This is a genomic window from Maribacter sp. 1_MG-2023 (assembly GCF_030547005.1).
Lineage (GTDB): Bacteria > Bacteroidota > Bacteroidia > Flavobacteriales > Flavobacteriaceae > Maribacter.
In genome coordinates, this window is sequence record NZ_JAUOPN010000005.1 from 54,352 (window position 1) to 75,263 (window position 20,912).

At 33.4% G+C, this 20,912-nt stretch carries 19 protein-coding genes and 1 tRNA gene; 5 read left to right on the plus strand and 15 right to left on the minus strand.

What is annotated here, in order from left to right; genetic code table 11:
- Positions 1-4: 4 nt before the first annotated feature.
- Genes Q4500_RS07525 through Q4500_RS07565 form a run of 9 tightly spaced genes read right to left on the minus strand, consistent with a single transcriptional unit; the run spans position 5 to position 9,504 of the window.
- Complete coding sequence (locus Q4500_RS07525) at positions 5-1,192, minus strand: UDP-N-acetylglucosamine 4,6-dehydratase (RefSeq protein ID WP_303599078.1); 1,188 nt, start codon at positions 1,190-1,192, stop codon at positions 5-7.
- A 19-nt stretch (positions 1,193-1,211) separates the two neighbouring features.
- Positions 1,212-1,982 carry a dTDP-4-dehydrorhamnose reductase gene (gene rfbD / locus Q4500_RS07530; protein WP_303599079.1) on the minus strand — a complete coding sequence of 257 codons (771 nt, stop codon included), beginning with the start codon at positions 1,980-1,982 and terminating at the stop codon, positions 1,212-1,214.
- Entirely contained in the window at positions 1,979-2,524 is a 546-nt protein-coding gene (gene rfbC / locus Q4500_RS07535) for a dTDP-4-dehydrorhamnose 3,5-epimerase (protein WP_303599080.1), read from the minus strand. The genes rfbD and rfbC overlap by 4 nt, the downstream gene beginning before the upstream one ends.
- Complete coding sequence (gene rfbA / locus Q4500_RS07540) at positions 2,521-3,381, minus strand: glucose-1-phosphate thymidylyltransferase RfbA (RefSeq protein ID WP_303599081.1); 861 nt, start codon at positions 3,379-3,381, stop codon at positions 2,521-2,523. The genes rfbC and rfbA overlap by 4 nt, the downstream gene beginning before the upstream one ends.
- 4 nt (positions 3,382-3,385) lie before the next feature.
- Positions 3,386-4,390: a dTDP-glucose 4,6-dehydratase gene (gene rfbB, locus Q4500_RS07545; RefSeq protein WP_303599082.1), complete on the minus strand. Its 1,005-nt coding sequence runs from the start codon at positions 4,388-4,390 to the stop codon at positions 3,386-3,388.
- 3 nt (positions 4,391-4,393) lie between these two features.
- Positions 4,394-5,389, minus strand: a complete 996-nt coding sequence (locus Q4500_RS07550; protein ID WP_303599083.1) for a hypothetical protein — start codon at positions 5,387-5,389, stop codon at positions 4,394-4,396.
- 1 nt (position 5,390) lies between these two features.
- On the minus strand, positions 5,391-7,073 hold the full coding sequence (locus Q4500_RS07555; protein WP_303599084.1) for a hypothetical protein: 1,683 nt from the start codon (positions 7,071-7,073) through the stop codon (positions 5,391-5,393).
- A 55-nt stretch (positions 7,074-7,128) separates the two neighbouring features.
- A complete protein-coding gene (locus Q4500_RS07560; RefSeq protein WP_303599085.1) occupies positions 7,129-8,625 on the minus strand; it encodes a GH3 auxin-responsive promoter family protein in 1,497 nt (498 codons plus the stop codon).
- A 6-nt stretch (positions 8,626-8,631) separates the two neighbouring features.
- Positions 8,632-9,504, minus strand: a complete 873-nt coding sequence (locus tag Q4500_RS07565) for a M23 family metallopeptidase (protein WP_303599086.1) — start codon at positions 9,502-9,504, stop codon at positions 8,632-8,634.
- Between the two features lie 458 nt (positions 9,505-9,962).
- Here Q4500_RS07565 and tatA point away from each other — a divergent pair, with 458 nt between their 5' ends.
- From tatA to Q4500_RS18655, 3 genes are all read left to right on the plus strand, one after another.
- Entirely contained in the window at positions 9,963-10,148 is a 186-nt protein-coding gene (gene tatA, locus Q4500_RS07570; protein WP_303599087.1) for a twin-arginine translocase TatA/TatE family subunit, read from the plus strand.
- 334 nt (positions 10,149-10,482) lie between these two features.
- Entirely contained in the window at positions 10,483-13,026 is a 2,544-nt protein-coding gene (locus tag Q4500_RS07575; RefSeq protein ID WP_303599088.1) for an OmpA family protein, read from the plus strand.
- Positions 13,027-13,347: 321 nt separating this feature from the next.
- Entirely contained in the window at positions 13,348-13,524 is a 177-nt protein-coding gene (locus Q4500_RS18655) for a DUF6747 family protein (protein WP_317614936.1), read from the plus strand.
- A gap of 109 nt (positions 13,525-13,633) precedes the next feature.
- Here the strand turns inward: Q4500_RS18655 and Q4500_RS07580 are convergent, their stop codons facing one another.
- The 3 genes from Q4500_RS07580 to pgk form a co-directional block, all read right to left on the minus strand.
- Positions 13,634-14,638, minus strand: coding sequence for a DUF4837 family protein (locus Q4500_RS07580; protein ID WP_303599089.1), 1,005 nt, complete (start codon positions 14,636-14,638; stop codon positions 13,634-13,636).
- Between the two features lie 12 nt (positions 14,639-14,650).
- Positions 14,651-16,282 carry a LysM peptidoglycan-binding domain-containing protein gene (locus tag Q4500_RS07585; RefSeq protein ID WP_303599090.1) on the minus strand — a complete coding sequence of 544 codons (1,632 nt, stop codon included), beginning with the start codon at positions 16,280-16,282 and terminating at the stop codon, positions 14,651-14,653.
- Between the two features lie 116 nt (positions 16,283-16,398).
- Positions 16,399-17,592, minus strand: a complete 1,194-nt coding sequence (gene pgk, locus Q4500_RS07590) for a phosphoglycerate kinase (protein ID WP_303599091.1) — start codon at positions 17,590-17,592, stop codon at positions 16,399-16,401.
- 124 nt (positions 17,593-17,716) lie between these two features.
- Between pgk and Q4500_RS07595 the strand changes: the two genes are divergently transcribed.
- Positions 17,717-18,877, plus strand: coding sequence for a DNA polymerase III subunit delta' (locus Q4500_RS07595; protein WP_303599092.1), 1,161 nt, complete (start codon positions 17,717-17,719; stop codon positions 18,875-18,877).
- 6 nt (positions 18,878-18,883) lie between these two features.
- Positions 18,884-19,297, plus strand: a complete 414-nt coding sequence (locus Q4500_RS07600; RefSeq protein WP_303599093.1) for a DoxX family membrane protein — start codon at positions 18,884-18,886, stop codon at positions 19,295-19,297.
- Positions 19,298-19,381: 84 nt separating this feature from the next.
- Here Q4500_RS07600 and Q4500_RS07605 read toward each other — a convergent pair.
- The 3 genes from Q4500_RS07605 to Q4500_RS07615 all read right to left on the minus strand — a co-directional run bounded on the left by Q4500_RS07605 (position 19,382) and on the right by Q4500_RS07615 (position 20,907).
- Positions 19,382-19,455: transfer RNA gene (locus Q4500_RS07605), tRNA-Cys, on the minus strand.
- Positions 19,456-19,543: 88 nt separating this feature from the next.
- Positions 19,544-19,915 (minus strand): dihydroneopterin aldolase, encoded by a 372-nt coding sequence (gene folB, locus Q4500_RS07610; RefSeq protein ID WP_303599094.1) that lies wholly within the window; start codon positions 19,913-19,915, stop codon positions 19,544-19,546.
- Positions 19,916-19,959: 44 nt separating this feature from the next.
- Entirely contained in the window at positions 19,960-20,907 is a 948-nt protein-coding gene (locus tag Q4500_RS07615; protein ID WP_303599227.1) for a type IX secretion system membrane protein PorP/SprF, read from the minus strand.
- Positions 20,908-20,912 lie beyond the last annotated feature (5 nt).

Genomic DNA, 20,912 nt, shown 5'->3' on the forward strand with positions numbered 1-20,912 from the left:
ACAGCTACATTTTACTATCTAAATACTTACCGGTTTCTTTATGGCCAAACGCAGGGATCATTTCAAAGAACAAATCTACAATTGGCTCTTTTGACCAAGTTCTTTGCTGTTTTATTTGGTCAATAGTATTTTCAAAATATTCTAACTGTTCATGATTGACCTCAAGTTCGTTTTTTATAACTCCTAATTTTTGGAATCGGTTCATATCCAAAGTTTCCGAATTTGTAAAAAATTCTTCAAAATCCTTCTCCCCCGTTGTATCGCTACCAGAAAACAGACATGGCCATTTTCCTTCATTAGGGAGTACTTTTACTAAATCTCTAGCTTCTTGTTCATTTTCGCATATGTAAGGCTCGTAACCTAAAGATTTTAAATATTTCACTGCAATATCCGCAAACGATATTAAATGCAGCCCTTCATCTAGTTTTGGAAAAAAAATATCTCTATTCTCACCAAAAATACAGGACATTAAACAGAGCTCACCACTTTCTTTAGGTATAACAAAATATCTTTTTATATCATTAGGTGCTACAATGGGCTGACTTTTTTTAATCCTTTGATCAAATCCATGTAATAATGACCCATCAGAAAAAGCCACATTTGCAAAACGGGCAGTGGAGATAGGTATCTCTGCACTGTTTCTCATTAAGAACATTTCCATAATACGTTTTGATGCACCCATCATATTTACCGGGTTTGCAGCTTTATCCGTCGATACACAGAAATATTTTTTTGATCCTTTTGCTATTGCCTGTTTAATAGTTTTATCGGTATTAAAAATATTGACCTCTATCATTCGCATCAATGTAAAGGGGTCTTTCTCACTCCTAACGTGTTTTAAGGCCGAAAGGTTAAGCACATAATCATACTTACCATCTGCTTCTATAAAAGCATCATATTCTCTAGAACCAATATCTAAAGCAAAAGTTTGAAAATCACCGTCTATATAACCAAAAGAACTACGAATATCTCTAACTAATTCCACCATATTATTCTCACTAATGTCAACAACATGGAGTTTTTTAGGATTTCGTTTAAATATTTCTTTTGTCACTGCTTGTCCTATCGAGCCCGCTCCACCAATGACAAGAAATGAAGAATTACCTACTTTCTGACTTAATTCATCTTCATGGGTAGTAATATCATTCTTAAATAACTCCCTTTCCCTTCCAATAAGGTTAAGTATTTTCATAATTCAGATTTAATTAGTGCTATTTCAGCACACTATTTAAAGGTCTTCTAGCAAAAGTACGATAATTCTTATCTCTGCGTAGTTGAACCGACATTTGTAATCCATGCTCAATTAATATCTTTTGGGCAAAATCAAACCATGTACAGGAATAATTATCCGTAAAGTGGTCAATACCAAAGTTATTATTCTGGGTTAACTTTTCTACTATGTGCAATGCCAAATTATTGGCATTAGTAGGACAGCCAATCTGTTCATCGGTTACCGAAAGGTTTTCACCAGCCTTAGCCTTCTCCCAAATTGTAGTATAAAAATTCTTTCCAAATTCTGAATATAACCAGGAAGTTCTAATAATAAGATAATCTTCCATTATCTCTTGAATATATTTTTCTCCTAGCAATTTAGATTTACCGTATTCATTTATTGGATTAGGTTGATCATCTACTGTGTAGGGTTCCTTTTTCTCCCCGTCAAAAACATAATCAGTAGAAATATGTATTAAAGATGTATTATTTTCTCTACATACTAAAGCCAAATTTTTAACCCCTTTTGCATTGACCTCGTAAGCAATATCTGGGGTTTTCTCAGCTTGCTCAACGTTTGTATAGGCGGCACAGTTTATACAATAATCAAAATCATCTACTGCAAAAAAAGAACTCATTTGCTCCTTATTCGTAATATCCAAGTCTTTGGAATTCTTAAAAACAAATTTTAACTCCTTATATTTAGGAGCTATTTTCTGCAAACACAGTCCTAGTTGCCCATTTGCCCCTGTGACTAATACCTTCTTCATTGCATTAACTTTTTGAAAGTCGGTAATAACAAGTCTTTTTCTGACACTATTAATTCTGATAAAGGATAATTCCAGTCTATAGCTAAAGCAGGATCATTATATAAAATGCCCGACTCTTCTTTAGGGTTATAATAGTCATCACATAAATAATTGAACACCACTTGATCGGTAAGAGCTAAAAAACCATGAGCCATACCTTTTGGTATAAAAATACTTTTATTATTTATATCTGATAAATGCACTTTAATATGTTCGCCAAAAGTTAAACTATCAGGTCTAATATCAACGATTACATCGACTACGCTGCCATTTTGAGCCGAAACTAACTTGGCTTGTGCGCTTTCTCCTTTTTGAAAATGAAGTCCTCTTAAAACACCTTTCTTAGAAATTGATTTATTCTCTTGTACAAAGTCTACTTTATACCCTAAAAAATCACTCAGTTCTTTTATTTTGAAAACTTCAAAAAAGACCCCTCTATTATCTTCAAAAATTTGAGGCTCTAGAATTAAGCAACTTTTTAATTTTGTTTCGGTTATTTTCATTTAATCAAATTCATTAAATATTCTCCATAACCGCTTTTTAACAAAGGTTCTGCCAAGTCTTCAAGCTGTTTTGCATCAATAAAACCTTGTGTAAAAGCTACTTCTTCTATACAACCAATTTTTAATCCTTGTCTCTCTTCTATTACCTGAACAAATTGAGAGGCTTGCATTAAAGAACTGAATGTACCTGTATCTAGCCATGCAATTCCTTTATCAAGAACGCTTACTTGTAACTTTCCCTTTTCTAAATAAGCAATATTAACATCTGTAATTTCTAATTCTCCTCTGCTACTTGGATTTATGTTTTCAGCAATTTCAATTACTTCATTGTCATAAAAATAGATTCCTGGTATAGCATAATTAGATTTCGGTGTTTCTGGTTTTTCAACAATTGAAATAGCCTTTCCGTCATTATCAAATTCAACTACCCCATATCTCTTTGGGTTATTTACGTGATACCCATATATAATACCTCCGTCTGGCTTATAATTTTCCTTTAATAATCTCTCAAGACCATTACCATAAAAAATATTATCCCCTAAAATTAAGGCAACCTTACTAGAGCCAATAAAATCTTTACCTATAATGAATGCTTCCGCTAATCCTTTAGGTTCTTTTTGAACGGCATATTCAAATCTACAACCTAACTGACTGCCGTCTGAAAGTAACTTTTTAAATAAGGGCAAATCATCAGAAGTAGTAATAATTAAAATTTCTCGTATGCCAGTTGTCATTAAAGTGGACAACGGGTAATATATCATTGGTTTATCATAAATAGGCATGAGCTGCTTACTTAAAGCCTTTGTCAATGGCCATAAACGTGATCCGGTACCACCTGCGAGTATGATTCCTTTCATATATTTAAAGTTGATATTTATTTAAATACCAGTCAACAGTTTTTTCTAGACCAGAATCAAAGCTTTCATTGGCTTTCCAACTTAGTTCTTTTGAAACCTTTGACGCATCAATTGCATACCTAAAATCGTGTCCTAGACGATCTTCAACAAATTCAATTTGATCTTTATAGCTTCTCTTTTTTTTAGGAATTTTTATATCTAAAATTTTACAAATCTTCGTCGCTATCGTCAAATTATCATATTCATTATTCCCCCCTAACAAATAAGTTTCTCCAGCTTTTCCTTTGTGATAAATGGAGCCTATACCCCTACAATGATCCTTAACAAATAACCAATCTCTTATATTTTTTCCATTCCCATAAATGGGAATCTTAACACCATTGATGGCAGACCTAATTATTGTAGGAATCAACTTTTCATCATGCTGTTTAGGACCATAATTATTAGAACAATTACTGGTCACCACGTTCATACCATACGTATGATAATAGCTTCTGACCAAAAAATCAGAAGATGCCTTAGACGCACTATATGGGCTATTTGGTTGGTAGTTCGATTCCTCTGTGAAAAATCCATTTCCCCCTAAAGAACCATAAACTTCATCTGTTGATATGTGATGGAACCTATTGTTTTTACCTTTCCAAAAAGTTCTAGCATTTTCTAAAAGATTAAAAGTGCCTTCTATATTTGTTTTTATAAATTGCCTCGGAGAATTTATTGAATTATCTACATGAGATTCTGCAGCAAAATTTATAACTCCACTAATATTATACTTCTCAAATAAATTCTTAACCAAAAGGTTATCGCATATATCTCCTTTTACAAATGTATAATTTGGATGGTTCTCAACTTCCTTAAGGTTACCCAAATCTCCAGCATATGTCAATACATCTAAATTTACGACCTTGATACTTGGGTTTTTATCTAAAAAATAAGGAATAAAATTACTCCCAATAAAACCAGCGCCACCAGTAATTAGTATTGTATTAATAGAATGGTGGTCCGCCATAAATTATACTATAGATTTTGATTTTCTATTTAAATAAACAAGTACAGATAGTATAAAAAATACAGAAACAAAAATAATAGGAATTAACACAATACTTTTTCCGAAAAATGATTTTTGCTCTACTTGAGGTTGCCCTAAATTAATGATGCTTACCGGTTCTTTACGTTCTTCAAGTTCTAATTTCTTAGTTTCAATGTCCCTAATCAAACTGGTTTTATATTCAAAAATATCAGCTATATTGACTTGCTCTTGATTGTCTAAAACAATTTTATCATTTGAAGAAGAACTCCCATTATTTGCTAATCCCTTTGTATAATTAGTAATAATTTGATCAACTTGCACCAATAATTTTTCATCCTCCTTTATCCTAGCTGCTGCATTGCTTCTATAAACTTCTAAAAGACCATTGAAGTATGAGTTGGTATTGATATAATTCAAAACTTGTTCAGCAAATTGTTTACCGAAAGTTGTATCCTTATAATATAAGGTAATTCTATGGTTAAACGAGCTCTTATTCTGTAATTCTGCCCTAACAATATCCGCTATGGCATCGGTATTTTCAAAACTTTGAAGTAATTCTAAATATTTAAGATCACTCTCAGAGTTACCAACTTCAGCAACTCTGCTAATGTTAATGTTTAAACCATTGAAATCGATATTTTCGACACCTATAGATTTAAAAAATAAAGTGTCCTTTGATTTTATATTAGATTGAATTTCACTTACAACATCATACAAGTAATTTTTACTTTCAATTTGAGGTTTAACAATCACCTCGGTTTTATACTTTTTTGATATAATTTGATTTAAACCGTAACCAATTGCAAGTCCAACAACTACTAGACCAATAAGTAAAAGAATGTTCTTTTTAAGGTATAAGAATACTCTTAAAATCCAACGAAAAACAGCACTAAAGCCTCTTCCTATTAATTGAAATAACTGCCCCAAATCAATTTCATCAGAATTGGTTTGTGTAGCTGGTGGTTGATTGCTTGCCATTCTATCTATTAAATATTTGCTTTAAAATTTTATCAGTAATTAAATATGTAGGTTTCACTCCTGTTGTACCTAATCCTCCAGAAGCTAACGTACTTCCTGTCTCTAAAGGATTATCTGATGCATAATACGCATAACGCACTTTTACATCTTCACCTATACTCTTTCTAATTTTAGAGGCAGACTGTATTGCTTTTTGATAATGCACACCTTCCATCTCTAAACCGATTACATTCCAAGTTGACTTATGAAAGAACTTAAGAATATCTTTATTCTGAAGTGATGTTCCTAAAACAGTCACCATAGTCCCTTCAAAAACCTCTAAACTATAACCTTCAAAGTCTTTGGCACACAATTCATTTTTAAATGGATAATTGTCTGCTGTTCCTTCAAATATATGTGCAGAAGGAATCATTAAATCTCCTTTTCCTCCTTCTAGAATACCTGCTTTTCCCATTATTGAAACAGAATCAACATTTATCAAAGACACATTGTTCTTTTTGGTATTGTACGGTTTCAATAATTCATCAATTGTTTCATACGCTTGCTCACCAAATGCGTAATCCATTACAAATATAACAGGTTTTTTATCAACCTCTTCTTCAGAAAATTCATACGAACAATTGTTGATTTTTATTTTTGCCGTATCAAAAATCTGTACATCAATGTTGGTTCCAGAGGTATCATCCATAATAATCATACCATTCTTCTCAGCTAGATCAGTAACTTTCTTTCTTAGCGCTGCATTGCCAGAACTACTAAGTGCTTCAAAAATTTCTAATGAATCTGTATTCGGAAATTCAGTTTTCAAGGCTGCTTTTGCAAATAAAGAATTCATTACACTATGCATATTCGCAGAAATAATATGAATTGGCCTATGCATAAGTTTGTTTTTGGTCAAAACCTCCTTTATGTTATTTGCCCATCTTTCTCCATGAATATGATGCCCTAATCGTTCTCTTAGCAAAGCACTAAAAGTAACAGCTCTTTTCTCTCCTGAGATTTCTTCATCTAAGGCTAGTTTACCCAACCAATAAATAACATTCAGAAATCTATCCGGATTGTTTTTGGTACTAAACTTTTTATAGACTTCTAAAATTTCTTCAAAAGACCTACCTAAAATGTTGGCTGTATGTATAAGTGCAATTTCTCGCTCAGCCTGAGTCAACTCCTCTTTTTGAACCGCAGCTTCAAGTTTAGCCCAATCTCTTATAGTTCTTTCTGTATCTGTTATTAAAACACGCTTACATATTTTTTCAGATTCAATGAATAGAAAAGTAAGGTGAGTAAGAATATCATAAATATCTGAACGACCTCTGGTGATTTCTATATTCATCTGCTCTTCGTCTATACGATAGCAGTTTCTTCTTCTTTTTGGTGGAATGATTGGATTGATATGAGAAATACCATACCCTTCATCTGATGTTAGATTTATGAATGAACATTGTTCTATACCTTCTGGTAATCTTTCTAAAACGTATATGAGTCCGTTTAATTCGGCTTTTTCTTCTCCTACGGAACCATATATTTCTGGTCTTAACTGCAGTAAGGCATTTTTCAATGCTTCACCAGAAACTCCGTTTGGCTTATAAAAACCTCTATTAAAAAGATGACGCATAGTAATATACATGCGTTCTATTGCATTTGTAGACTCTTGCGCTCTTGTTGTTGTAATTGCTTTTCCCATTGATGATTTCAAACGAAATTACGATTTATAATTTGTTATTTAAAAGCTCGTTGCGCTATGCCTTATATTTTGACAGACTTTCAACTACTTTTCGGTCGTTAGATAGTCGCTGAACTTTATTTTGTCCGCCGAGCTTACCTATTGATTTCATATACTCTAAAAACCCGCCACTTTTAACGGGAATAACTTTTAAAGTTTGCAGCACCTTGCCTACAATAAGGTCATAATAATAACTGTTTTGTTTTTGAAGTGCCGTATCCAATTCATGTATAAAAGTGTCCATATTAGACGGTAGTTTTTCAAATTCTATAAACCACTCGTGATATGGCAATTCATTTTCTTGCGGGATAATTTGTGGTGCTACAGTAAATTCGCTTACACTGGCATCGGTTGCTTTTGTAGCTACCAACATAGCCTCTTCAACTTCTTTAGCAATAACGTGTTCCCCAAAAGCAGAAATAAAGTGTTTTATACGCCCAGATACTACTATTTTAAAAGGATAGGTTGAAATAAACCGAATGGTATCACCTAGGTTATATGCCCAGAGCCCAGCGTTAGTCGTTATAATCATAACATAATCTACACCAATTTCAACATCTTTTAAAGTTATCCTTTTAGGGTGTTCATCAAAAAATTCATCAGATCGTACAAATTCATAAAATATGCCTGCATCTAATAACAGTAACATACCCTTTTCTGTTTGAGAGTTCTGATAAGCAAAGAAACCTTCACTTGCCGGAAACAATTCTATACTTGCTACTTTACGACCAATTAATGATTCAAACTTCTTTCTATACGGTTCATAATTGACTCCACCATAAATAAATAGCTCAAAATTCTTGAATAAATCACCTACATACTCATTGGTATTTTCTTTTAGTTTCTCAAAGTACATTTGAACCCATGATGGTATACCGGCAATAACCGTCATATCTTCATTCTTGGTTTCTTCTACAATGGCATTTACCTTGGTTTCCCAATCCTCAATACAATTAGTCTCCCAACTGGGCATTCTATTCTTCTGCAGATAATTAGGCACATAATGTGCTGAAATACCAGAAAGCCTACCCAATTTTACTCCGTTTTTCTCTGTTAAAACAGGACTACCCTGTAAAAAAATCATTTTACCGGTTACGAAATCTGCTTTGCCAGTTTCATGTATGTAATTAAGAATGGCGTTTCTAGATGCTTTTACTTGTTCTTTAATACTACCTTCTGTAATGGGTATATATTTTGCTCCAGATGTGGTGCCAGATGTCTTTGCAAAATATAATGGTTTACCCGGCCAAAGAATATCTTCTTGCCCAGCAACCGCTAAATTCACATAATCTTTAAGTTCTTCGTAATCTCTAATAGGAACCTGAGCTATAAAATCGCTATGGGTTTTAATAGTCTTTAAGTTATGTTCTTTACCGAACTTTGTCTCATTTCCTTTTGCAATAAGTTCACTAAAAACCCTCGCTTGTGTCTCAATAGGATTACTGACCCATATATCGGTTCTTTTCGCGATACGATGTGCAAATATTTTAGCAGCAATAGTCTTTAGTGACATTTCGTTTTAATTAAAGTCGATATAATTTAAAGGATCAATAGGTGTACCGTTATCCCAAAGTTCAAAATGTAAATGTGGTCCAGTGGTAAGTTCACCGGTATTACCCACTGCAGCAATTACTTCACCACCTCTAACAATATTACCTTGATATTTTGATAATGAACCATTATGCTTGTATACACTTAATAATCCGCCTTCGTGCTCAATTATAATTACATAACCAGTATCTGCCGTCCATTCAGAAAAAATTACTGTACCGTTTGCAATTGCTTTTACCGGACTATCAGTAACAGCAGTAATATCAACCGCATAATGTTTTTCATTAGGATTGAAGCTCATAGATACAGACCCTGAAACCGGAGTAAACAGTACTAAATTTTTCTTATCGATTGTACGTTCAAATAAGTTGTACTTATCTTCAAGAGCGACCTCTGCTCGTAATAACGAATCTTCTTTAATAGGGTTTAAATCTACTGATGCTGGATCTAATTTAAACTTTTGAAAAAGAGAATCTCTGTTAACTACCGTATTTTCGATATCACCCTTTAAAACCATACGAATATTATCTAAGTACTTATTGGTATAATTTAATGTTCTAATTAAAGAATCTGTTTTATACGTAAGCTCCGTGGCTTCTTTCTTTAATCTTGTTGAAGAATAACCTGGTATATATTCTCTTAGCGGAGTAAAAGCGATTAGTAGTGTTGTAAGTCCGATTAAGGTGATCATAAAAAGAGATCCTGTCACAAATACATTGAGCCTGCTTAACTTAAAAGAAATCTTCTCTTCGAAAGTACTTTCGTTTAGTATTACCAAACGGTACTTGTGAAGTAGTTTCCTTTTTATTTCTTTTCTTTTTTTGACTTTCTTTTTGGCCATCTTAACAAAGATAAACTTAGAATTTAATTTTAGACCTTCTTTAAAATGAATTATTTATAAAGAGCAATTAAAACTTAAATTAATTACAACATTCTAAAAGAATTTAACTAACAAAAATATATATTTCATAGTATGCTTACTTATATGTGCTACCGTTCTTTTAACCCCAATACATAACTTAATCAAGTTATAAAATAATACTGTTCTATTTCTAAAACAATCTATCTCTCTTTAATTGAGCAATAAATTGAAGTTCATCAATTAATAAAAAACTCGATAATTACTTTTAAAAGAAATATACTTAGCAATAGGATGTCTTTAAGTATTTTACAAAATATACAGATAAGTATATTTTGTATACTTGCCACAATTATAAATAAATAATTACTTGATAGTAATATTAATAGCAAACTAATAACTTTTTAGTATCTTTGAAATCTATTTTAAATCATAGTCTTATGACAATATTATCTACTTTTTTGGTTATAGGCGCTCCACAAATTATATTAGTGGTAGTCGTAATTCTACTATTATTCGGAGGAAAAAAGATTCCGGAACTAATGAGAGGTTTAGGTAGCGGAATAAAAGAATTTAAAGATGCCTCTAAAGAAGATGAGCAACTAGAAGAAAAGAAAAAGGAATAGTAAACAAATTATTCTTTCATATATTTTATAAAGTCCTGATTTTCAGGGCTTTTTTTGTTTTCCAGATTCTTTATAAAAATACTGGGTCGCGTTTTATAACCCCGTACACTCCACAAAACGCTTAAATTAACCGTTTATCGGGATCTCATTGGTTACGAGGCTACTAAATACTATTCATTCACGACATAAAACCCTTCTTTCACAACAATTAATATTTAGAATATCGCTTTACCGCTAATTTCGTTAGACATATAGTACTAAACAGCCATAACTAACCGTTGGTACTATACTTAAAACCCCAGTTGAATTTCGTATTCAACAAAGAATTATGTCTATGAGAAGTGTATTAAATTTATTTTTTCTGGTTTTTATCGTTTTTGCCCAAGCGCAAGATCTTCAAGGCGAACTTGAGTCTGAGGTTAATAATACTATTGATAGCCCAGTGGTTTATGAAACTGAGGAAGATGACAAAGCGGCATTTCAAAGAGCCGCAGAAGAGCTGTCTATTCCTTACAGAGCTTTTCATGATATTGAAGAAACAGAGAATGGTTACTATGTAATTTCTGGCACTTTTTCTAAAAACAAAAATCTTAACTCTCAAATTAAGAAACTTAATAAAAAAGGCTTTAACGCAGGATACTTTCAAAATCCTCAAAACCTACTATACTATCTATATTTAAATCATTATACATCTTGGGAAGATGCTATAAACGATTGTTCTACACAATTCGATAATCGTTATGATGATGAAGTGTGGATACTAAAAATGATTAATAGTAATTTATATACTGATGCTGAATCAATAGCTGAGTTACCAACCGAATCAGAAATAGAAACAACTACAGCATTAGAAGCAAGCTCAACATTAGAAAAAACACCAGAACTAGTATTAGCTAATGAAACTTTGTTAGAGACAGAATCTATACCAGTAGAAGATGTTTCTTATGATATGCTTACGGCATCAAAAGAAAATGACCCAGCTGTTAAATCAAAGCTTATAAAAAGAGCTGATGAGTATTTTGACAAAATGTGGTACGCCGAAGCAGCCAAACTTTATGAACAAGCTTTATCTAAAGGAGAAAAAGCTTATACATATGATGTATTGAAGAAAGCAGGAGATGCGCATTACTTTAATACAGATATGGAAAACGCCTATAAGTGGTACAACATACTATATACCAAATATGAGTCTGACATGAGTTCTGACTACCTATTTAAATATGCCCACTCTCTTAAAGGTATTGGAAATTATAAAAGGTCAAAACGTTTATTAAAGTTATATAATAGAAAATTAGCTGGCGAAGAGATTGCACAAGATACAGAACAGAACGAAATAGTTTTAGATGGTCTTCTAAGAATGGAAGAGAAATTTGATATCGACAACCTGAACATAAATTCAAAGTATTCAGAATTTTCACCTATGTATTATGGTGGTGATGAAATGGTTTATGCATCTGCTAAAGATTCTTCTATATTTACTACCAGAAAATACAAATGGAACAATCAACCTTATTTAGATCTGTTTGTTGCCAAGGTAAATGAAGAATCTCAAGACTTTAAAGATGCCATTAAATTTTCTAAAAAGATAAATACAAAATATCACGAAGCATCTGTTGCTTTCACACCTGATAATGAAACCATGTATTTTACCAGAAACAATTATGGTAAAAAACTAAAGCGTGATAAAAACGGAATTAACCACCTCAAAATCTACCGTTCTAAAAAAGTAGATGGAGAATGGTTAGAAGCTGAAGAAGTATCTTTCAACAGTGACAATTACTCTACTGGTCATCCGGCACTAAGTCCTGATGGAAAGCAATTGTATTTTGTTTCTGATATGCCAGGTACTTTAGGTGAAACAGATATTTTCGTTGTAGATGTTCTTGAAGACGGTACATTCTCTTCTCCAAGAAATCTTGGTCCAGAAATTAATACGGAGCATAAAGAAATGTTTCCATTTATAAATGACAAAAAACTATACTTCTCATCTGATGGTCATGTTGGTCTAGGAGGATTAGATGTCTTTGAAGTTGCTTTTGATGATGAAGCTGGATTTTTAGAAGTACGCAATGTAGGTAAGCCTGTAAATAGTAGTAAAGATGATTTCTCTTTTATTGTAGATGAAGAGTCTCAGAAGGGATACTTTGCATCTAACCGTGATGGTGGTAAAGGCGATGATGATATCTATTCATTTAAAACATTACAACTAGAAGAAATACCAACCAGTATAAATGCTATATCGGGTATTGTAACCGAGTTAATCACTGGCGATTTAATGCCAAACGCATTAGTAGAATTACTTGATGAAAATAACATCAAACTTAAAGAAATGGAAACCGATGAAAATGGAAACTTCATTTTTGAAGATTTAGATGCTGATACAAGATATGTTTTAAAGACCACCAAAGGTTCGTACTTTGATGATACTAGAGAAGCTGCAACCAAGGACAATGAAATTGTTAATGTAGATGTCTCTATGAGAAAACTTAATGATATGATCGCTGTTGAGAATGGCATTAAGAAGCTTAAGACAGAGATGATTCACTTTAACTTTGACAAATCATACATACGTGACGATGCTGCTGTAGAACTTAATAAGCTAGTAGAAGTAATGAACGATTCGCCTAATATGGTCATTAAAATTGAATCTCATACCGATTCAAGGGGTGATAACGTTTATAACAAATACTTATCTGATAAGCGTGCTAAATCTACCAGAGACTATATCATTGCTCAAGGTATTGATCCAAGTAGAATTGAAAGCGCCATTGGTTATGGAGAAGAACAGTTAATTAATGGTTGTGATGGTACCATTCGTTGTACAGAAGAGCAACATTACCTTAACCGTAGATCAGAGTTTATTATCGTAGATATGTAATATAAAATAACATCAATAAAAAAGACCCGCTAATTAGCGGGTCTTTTTTGTTATAATACATTTCTGTTTTAATATTTAGTTATTTTAAATACTAGTCATCTTGATTAATCAGGCTATTTTTTATTTGTCTATGATTATATACCCTTTATCGATTATCTAATACTTGCCGGGTGTGCTGTTTATCCAAGTTTTTTTACTGTTAATAGATGTAGATTTTAACCTATTACATTTTATAGATTAATTGGGCCTTTTACCTAAGCTTTTCAATAAAGGCATTAAGATTGAACATCTTTACTCGCAAGAACTCCTAAATCATTGAACATGGAAAAAATTACCCTAGTTAAAGAAATATACATTGAAGCTTTTAAAAATTGGAAAAGTTTCCTTTTAGAACACTACTTTAAAATATTTTCGTGGCTGTGTTTTGTATTGATTGCTTATGCCTCTATCGTATTAATTTTTAGAGTGTCTACGGGCTTTTCTTTCAGCAATTTATAATTCTAATTAGCAAATGACGGTTTGTAATCATAAACGAACCTATTTCATATAAAAAAGGCTCAGGAAATTCCTGAGCCTTTTTACTTTTTATAAAACTAAATTGAATTAGTTATTTGTTTTGTTCATTAACATTGAACCGCACAGATTTCATTATTGCTTCTAACTCAAACATGTAATCTCTTTTTTTGGTTGCAGGAGCAAAAACAAATCCTTCAAGAATCAATTTACGGTTGTTTTCTTTATCACTAATGATATAGGTTAAAAACGGACCTGCCATAGGGTAAGCCGACATTTCCCAAATCCCCCTTACTTCTGCCGCTTTTTTACTTGAAACCTCAGCAGGGAAGACATATGGGGAAAAAGCCTTTTCGGTTATCATATGATTATTCTTTCCAGGAATATCTTCACCGCCAATATACAGTCCGCCAATAGAATCACGCATCTTTATAATGTCTTGAACAAAAGTAGAATCGTTCTGAAAACTATCCCAAGGCATGGTGTATGCGATAATATTCATATTCCCTTTTTGAATTTGGCGATCTATCCACACAAAATTATCCTCTTCCCTTCCAACTCTATAAATAGAAGGTATTTTCATTGAAATATTGAATTTATCTTCTAGCGCCTTTTCTTTATTCAATGATTTCTGAAATCTTTTCTGAGCCTTTGCAATTTCAAGGGCTTTAAAGTCAGCTATAAATTCTGGAGCCGTCTTTTTAATATTTGCAATTATCTCCTCTTTATTTTGACCTTTGATCACCCCCACTTTCTGTGGTTTGGCATACATGTTAGATTTCATGTGGGCAACATTCAGGGTGTCTTCCATAACATACAGCACAGAGCTGGTATTACGAATAGAACCTGTAAAAATTTGTTGTGGTATTTGAGTAACACTAAAAAGCGCCTCGTCCCAAGTTAAACCTTGAGCTGCAGCAGTATAGTTTTCACGAATAGCATCGCCAACATTACTGTTCCATAAATCATTATCTATAACTACCGTTAAAGTGTTCATGGCACCTACTGACTCTGGTAGGTAATCTGCTTTGCCGTCTTCTTTACAGGCAATTGACAATCCTAAAATTGCTAAAAAACAAAGTGAAATTCTTTTTTTCATTGGTGTTTTGGTTTACGATGAACAGTCGCACAATTTAAGTTTTGTGCCTAGCTTTAAATTGTTACCACTAATACCGTTCCACTTTCGTAAATTATCTATAGTTACTCCAGGATATTTTCTAGAAATCGTCCATAGTGAGTCTCCACTTCTAACTTCATGCGTTTTAGAATTACTTGCAACAGCTGTTCTAGAAGGAGTTTGTTTAGGTTTTACAGAAGAACCCGAATTATGTTTTGGATAAATTGTTAATCGTTGTCCAATTTTCAAATTATTACTTCGTAAACCATTCCATTGTTTCAATTGACTTACGCGCACACCATAGCGCTCAGCAATTTTTCCAAGAAAATCACCATCTCTAACTCTATATCTAATACTATTTGCGTCTGCTTGCTTTGTAATTTGAGCAATCGGACTTTCTTTACTTTTCAATTCCTTTTCTACATGAGCATAAATAGCTGCTTCATTCGCTACGAATTTTCCCATTTTGTGCACTGGTAATCTTAGCGCATGAGCTCGACCTTCTACAAAAGGAATAACGTCTAATTTATAATGAGGGTTAAGCACCTTTAATTCTTCTTTATCAATAGCTGCTAATTCAGAAATTTGATCAAAAGTAATTAGGCTTTTAACATGAATCGTATCTGTTTCAAAATAGGCGCGATCTGCTTTCTTTCCTTTTAAACCATGCTCTTCTGCATACTCAAAAATATACATGGTAGCTTGAAAAGCTGGAACGTAGCCTGCAGTTTCTCTAGGTAAATTTCTTCTAATATTCCAGTAATTACGTTGACCGCCACTTCTACGAATTGCTTTATTTACATTACCTGGACCAGAATTATAAGCAGCCAAGGCTAAATCCCAATCATCATATATTCTATGTAATCTATTTAAGTAATTAGCGGCTGCAGCAGTTGATTTAATTGGATCACTACGCTCATCAACATAACTATTGATGTTCAATTTCATTTCTTTACCTGTACCGTACATAAACTGCCAAAGACCTGTTGCTCCAACTCTAGAACGCGCTTTAGGGTTTAAAGCAGATTCTACAATAGACAAATATTTCATCTCTAACGGAATGTTCTTATTGTCAAATTCTTGTTCAAATAAAGGAAAGTAAAATTGGCTAATAGTAAGCATACGCTCCATTAAGCCTCTCTTTCTAGTAAGAAATGATTTGATAACGCTTTCTAAAGACTTATTGTATTCTACATTGAAAGGCGTTTTAGCGTTCAATTTTGCCAAACGCATTTTTAACGTATCTGTAGGTAAATCTAAAACGAAAGTAGAAACAGTATCTGGCTCTACCATAATTTCCTCATACATTTCATTGTAAAGAGGTGCTGCATCTACGAGTTCTTTCATCCAAAGACTATCGAACTTGGCTGCTAATGCATTATCCTGAAGATTATAAGAAGAAGATTCAGTTGGTTTGTATAAAACCAAACTTTCGGTTTTAGAACTTTTTACAACACCTAATTGATTCAAAGGGACCACTTCGGTTAGTGAATCATTGACAACTATGGTAGTGCTGTTTAAAGAATCTGAAACAGCAGAAACAGTATTTTCTTGTTGTGCAGATCCTAAGACTGGCATCAAAGCTAATCCTAGTAAATAAAAACACTTATAGGTTACTTTATTCATAATGGGCTAAATTACGTTAACGGAACAAACGAAAATCGTACATTTTTTAATGAGAATAAAATAAATTCTCTTAAAATGCACAAATTTTCGTTATATGCCGTTTATCGATAACCCCTTTAGTACTCTAATATAGCGGCTATCCCTGGTAATGTTTTACCTTCTAAACTTTCTAGCATTGCACCTCCGCCTGTTGATACATAACTAACTTTGTTTTCAAAGCCAAATTGTTTCACTGCCGCAACCGAATCTCCTCCCCCAACTAAAGAGAAAGAACCTTCTTTTGTAGCTTCGGCGATATAATTACCGACAGCAATGGTACCAGCAGCAAATTTCTCCATTTCAAAAACTCCGATTGGTCCGTTCCAAAGAATTGTTTTAGAAGTTAGAATAACTTTTTTGAAGTTTTGTAATGTATCTGGTCCGGCGTCTAGTCCTTGCCAACCATCTGGTATTTTGTCAACATCTACTATCTGTGTGTTCGCGTTGGCATCAAAAGCATCTGCAGCAATAACATCTACAGGTATGTGTACATTAACATTTTTCTCCTTTGCTTGTTTAAGAATTTCCATGGCAAGTTCCATCTTGTCATCTTCACAAATAGAATCTCCTACTTTACCACCCTGAGCCTTAATAAAAGTATAAGTCATACCACCACCGATAATCAAGTCATCGATTTTATCAAGAATATTTTCGATGATAGTAATCTTAGAAGAAACTTTTGCTCCCCCAAGAATTGCCAATACCGGTTTTTCACCTGTTGCCATAACCTTATCGATAGCTTCTATTTCTTTCGCTAATAAATAACCAAAACACTTAGCTTCAGGAAAAAACTTAGCTATTACAGTAGTAGATGCATGTGCACGGTGAGCCGTACCAAAAGCATCATTAACATATATGTCACCTAGTTTTGAAAGTTTTTCTGCGAAAGCTTCATCACCTTTTTCTTCTTCACTATGAAATCTAAGGTTCTCTAATAAAAGTACCTCGCCATTCTGTAATTCTGCAACCGCTTTTTCAGCTTCTTCACCAACACAGTCGCTTACAAACTTTACAGTAACCCCAATAACATCAGAAACAGCATCTACGATATGACTTAGGGATAAATCTGGATTGCGTTCCCCTTTTGGTCTTCCCAAATGGCTCATAAGCACAGCACTACCGCCATCTTCTAACACCTTAATAATTGTTGGCTTAGCTGCCTGAATTCTAGAGTTATCAGTTACTTCAAATTTGTCATTTAATGGAACATTGAAGTCCACTCTAATTAACGCTTTTTTATCTTCAAAATTAAAGTCATTCAATACTTTCATGTGATATTACTTTTGTTAGGTAACAAATGTAAAGATTAAATGGCTTGGGATAAAGTGCTAAATAGGATAATTTACACCCAATACCATTAAATTTGTTGTGCTTTAAACAACTATATTTGAATCTATGTTATTCAATGAAATTTTAGGACTTTCACACATTAAAAAACACCTGGCATCAAGTGCAGATGCCGGTAGAATACCACATGCACAATTATTTGTTGGTCCAGAAGGGTGCGGTCTTTTGGCTATGGCATTGGCTTATGCTCAATATATTATATGTTCTAACACGAATGGAGAAAATAATGGTGGCAATGAAGCTTGTAATTTAAAGTTCAAATCATTTGCTCACCCAGACGTTCATTTTGCTTTTCCTGTTTCTAATTCTGATAAGGTAAAATCTCACGCCGTTAGTAACCATTACATGAAAGAATGGCGAGAGTTTATACTAGAACAGCCCTATGGGAATCTCTTTGACTGGTACCGCCACATTGAAATTGAAAAGAAACAAGGGCAAATTGGTGTTGACGAAGCACAGGATATCGTAAAAAAATTATCATTAAAGTCTTATGAAGGTGGATATAAGGTGATGCTTATTTGGATGGCTGAAAAGATGAACACTGCAGCTTCGAACAAATTATTAAAGCTAATAGAAGAGCCACCCGATAAAACTATCTTTCTACTGCTTTGTGAAGACGAAGAGCAAATTATACAGACCATTAAATCTAGATGTCAGGTTGTTCATTTTCCTCCTTTAGCAGAAGATACTATTGCCTCAGCCTTAACTGAGAAAGGTGCTAGCAAGCCAGAAGCCATGCTATTGGCACATGAAGCAAATGGTAACTACAATAAAGCATTGGATCTCTTAAATAAGGATTCTGAAGATCTGGTTTTCGAAAATTGGTTTGTACAATGGGTGCGAACAGCTTTTAAGGCGAAGGGTAATAAGGCTGCAATTCATGAATTGTTATTGTGGAGCGAAGAAGTTGCAAAAACCGGTAGAGAAACACAGAAGAACTTTCTAAGTTACTGTATTACGGTTATGAGACAGGCGTTAATGATAAATTATGGTGCAGAAGAGCTAGCTTATCTAAAAATACATGCCGAAGGATTTCAACTGAAGAAATTTGCACCTTTTGTACATGAAAACAACATTTTGGACATCACCAAAGAGCTGGAAGATGCTATTTATCATGTGGAAAGAAATGGGAATTCTAAAATCATATTTACCGACCTTTCTATTAAACTAACTAGACTACTTCACAGAAAGAAGTCTGAACTTAAATAAACCACCATGAATATTTTACTAAAAAATTCTACTGTAATATTGTTGCTCTTATTTTTGATTATCACCTTTTTACAAAGCGGATTTGATAAAATAACCGATTGGAACGGAAATATATCTTGGCTCAAAGAACACTTCTCAAAAACTATTTTTAAAAACATAGTCCCTTTATTGGTCGGTATTATTTTGGTAACCGAGATTATTGCCGGTTTACTATGTGTAGTAGGTGTTTATGAAGTTTTTAGTTCAGGAAAATCAAGTATCGCACTATATGGAGCAATACTATCAGGTATAACATTGCTTATGCTATTATTCGGGCAGAGACTTGCAAAAGATTACGAAGGTGCTAAAACAATAGCTGTTTATTTTATACCAACAATTTTTCTTGTATTTCTACTACAAGCTCAGAGCTATCATTTTTAATAGGAGTTAAACCTACTTGTAAGTGAAGACTCATTTTTATTCTAAAGTTTTGGAAACAAAAGACCCTCCTAGTTAGGAGGGTCTTGGAGGCATCGAGCGGATTCGAACCGCTGTACAAGCTTTTGCAGAGCTGTGCCTAGCCACTCGGCCACGATGCCATTTTTTAGCGAGAGCAAAAATAAACATTATTCCCAATTTAAGCTGCATTAACAACTAAGAAATTATATTTATTTAAGGTTGGATGGATTACTGAACAGATTGTCCTCTTTGTAAATTCAATGATACCGTTACCTTTTCTACGTCTCCGTTTATAGGCGGATTGATTTTAGAAACGGAAACCATAGCTGAATCTACGGTCGGGAGTTCAATAAAAATTCGGTCGATTATTCTTTTTGCGACATGCTCCAATAACTTAGAAGGCGTTGCCATCTCTTGCTTTACAATTCTGTTGATATGAACATAATCAACAGTATCTTTCAATTCATCTGAAACTGAGGCTATCAATAAATTTGTGTCAACGGATACGTTGACCAAATAATCACTACCAATATTAGTTTCTTGAGGCAAACACCCGTGGTGGGCATATGCTTTTATATTCTCTAATTGTACTTTACCCATTCTTTATATTCTGGAGATCAAATTTAATCAATCTACATTTAGAATTAATACGTACAACGACAATTACTGATACCCTGAAATAAATCTACCCCTAAGGTGATTACATGCGTACCAGAACTATACCCAAGAAGTTCGTTAAGAATAACTTGATAAGAGTATCCGAAGTAAAAATTACTTTTCTTTAAACCTGCGATAGGAGCTATATACAGAGGATTACCAATTTGATCATTTAAGAAACGATAGTTGACACCTGCGTAGAAATAATCTTCAAAATCGTAAAATCTAAATTTCAAGTTTAAATCGGTAACAGAACGCCCATCACTCTCGAACAATTGAAACAACACAGAAGGTTCTATTTCCATCTTGCTGGTTCTTTTTTTCATGTATCTATAACCAGTGTACACATAATAGTTTCTTAGTCTATTAGGCTCGTATAATTCATCGAAATTACTTAAATCTTTGTCTAAGATATTTGAAGCATTAACACTGAAATAAAACTTGTCATACCTATATAGTGCACCAATATCAAAGTTATGATTTGTAGTTGCTTTATCACCAACATATGCCGGATCAGCAATTAAATCAGGATTTGTGTTATCAATTCTAAATTGGTTGAAATTATACGAGATACCGAATGATAAAAACTCATCATCATAACGGTCTAACGTAAGGTGGTGAGCAAATGAGAATCTAGCTCCCTGTTGCTTTGTTTCACCATTACTATCGTTATATAATACCATACCAATACCAGATTTTTCACCAACACGCATATCTGCTGCTAGAGATTGGGTATCGGGTGCATCTTTAATACCTACCCATTGTGTAAGACCATTAAGTCTTATTTTAACATGGTCACCAATACCTGCGTAAGTTGGGGACATTACAAAGGGGTTATCGGCAAGATATTGAGATAATTGAGGTATAGTAAGCTCCTGCCCTCTTAGGGAGAATACGCTTATAAATAATACCAGTGTCAATAGACTGTTCCGCATCATCA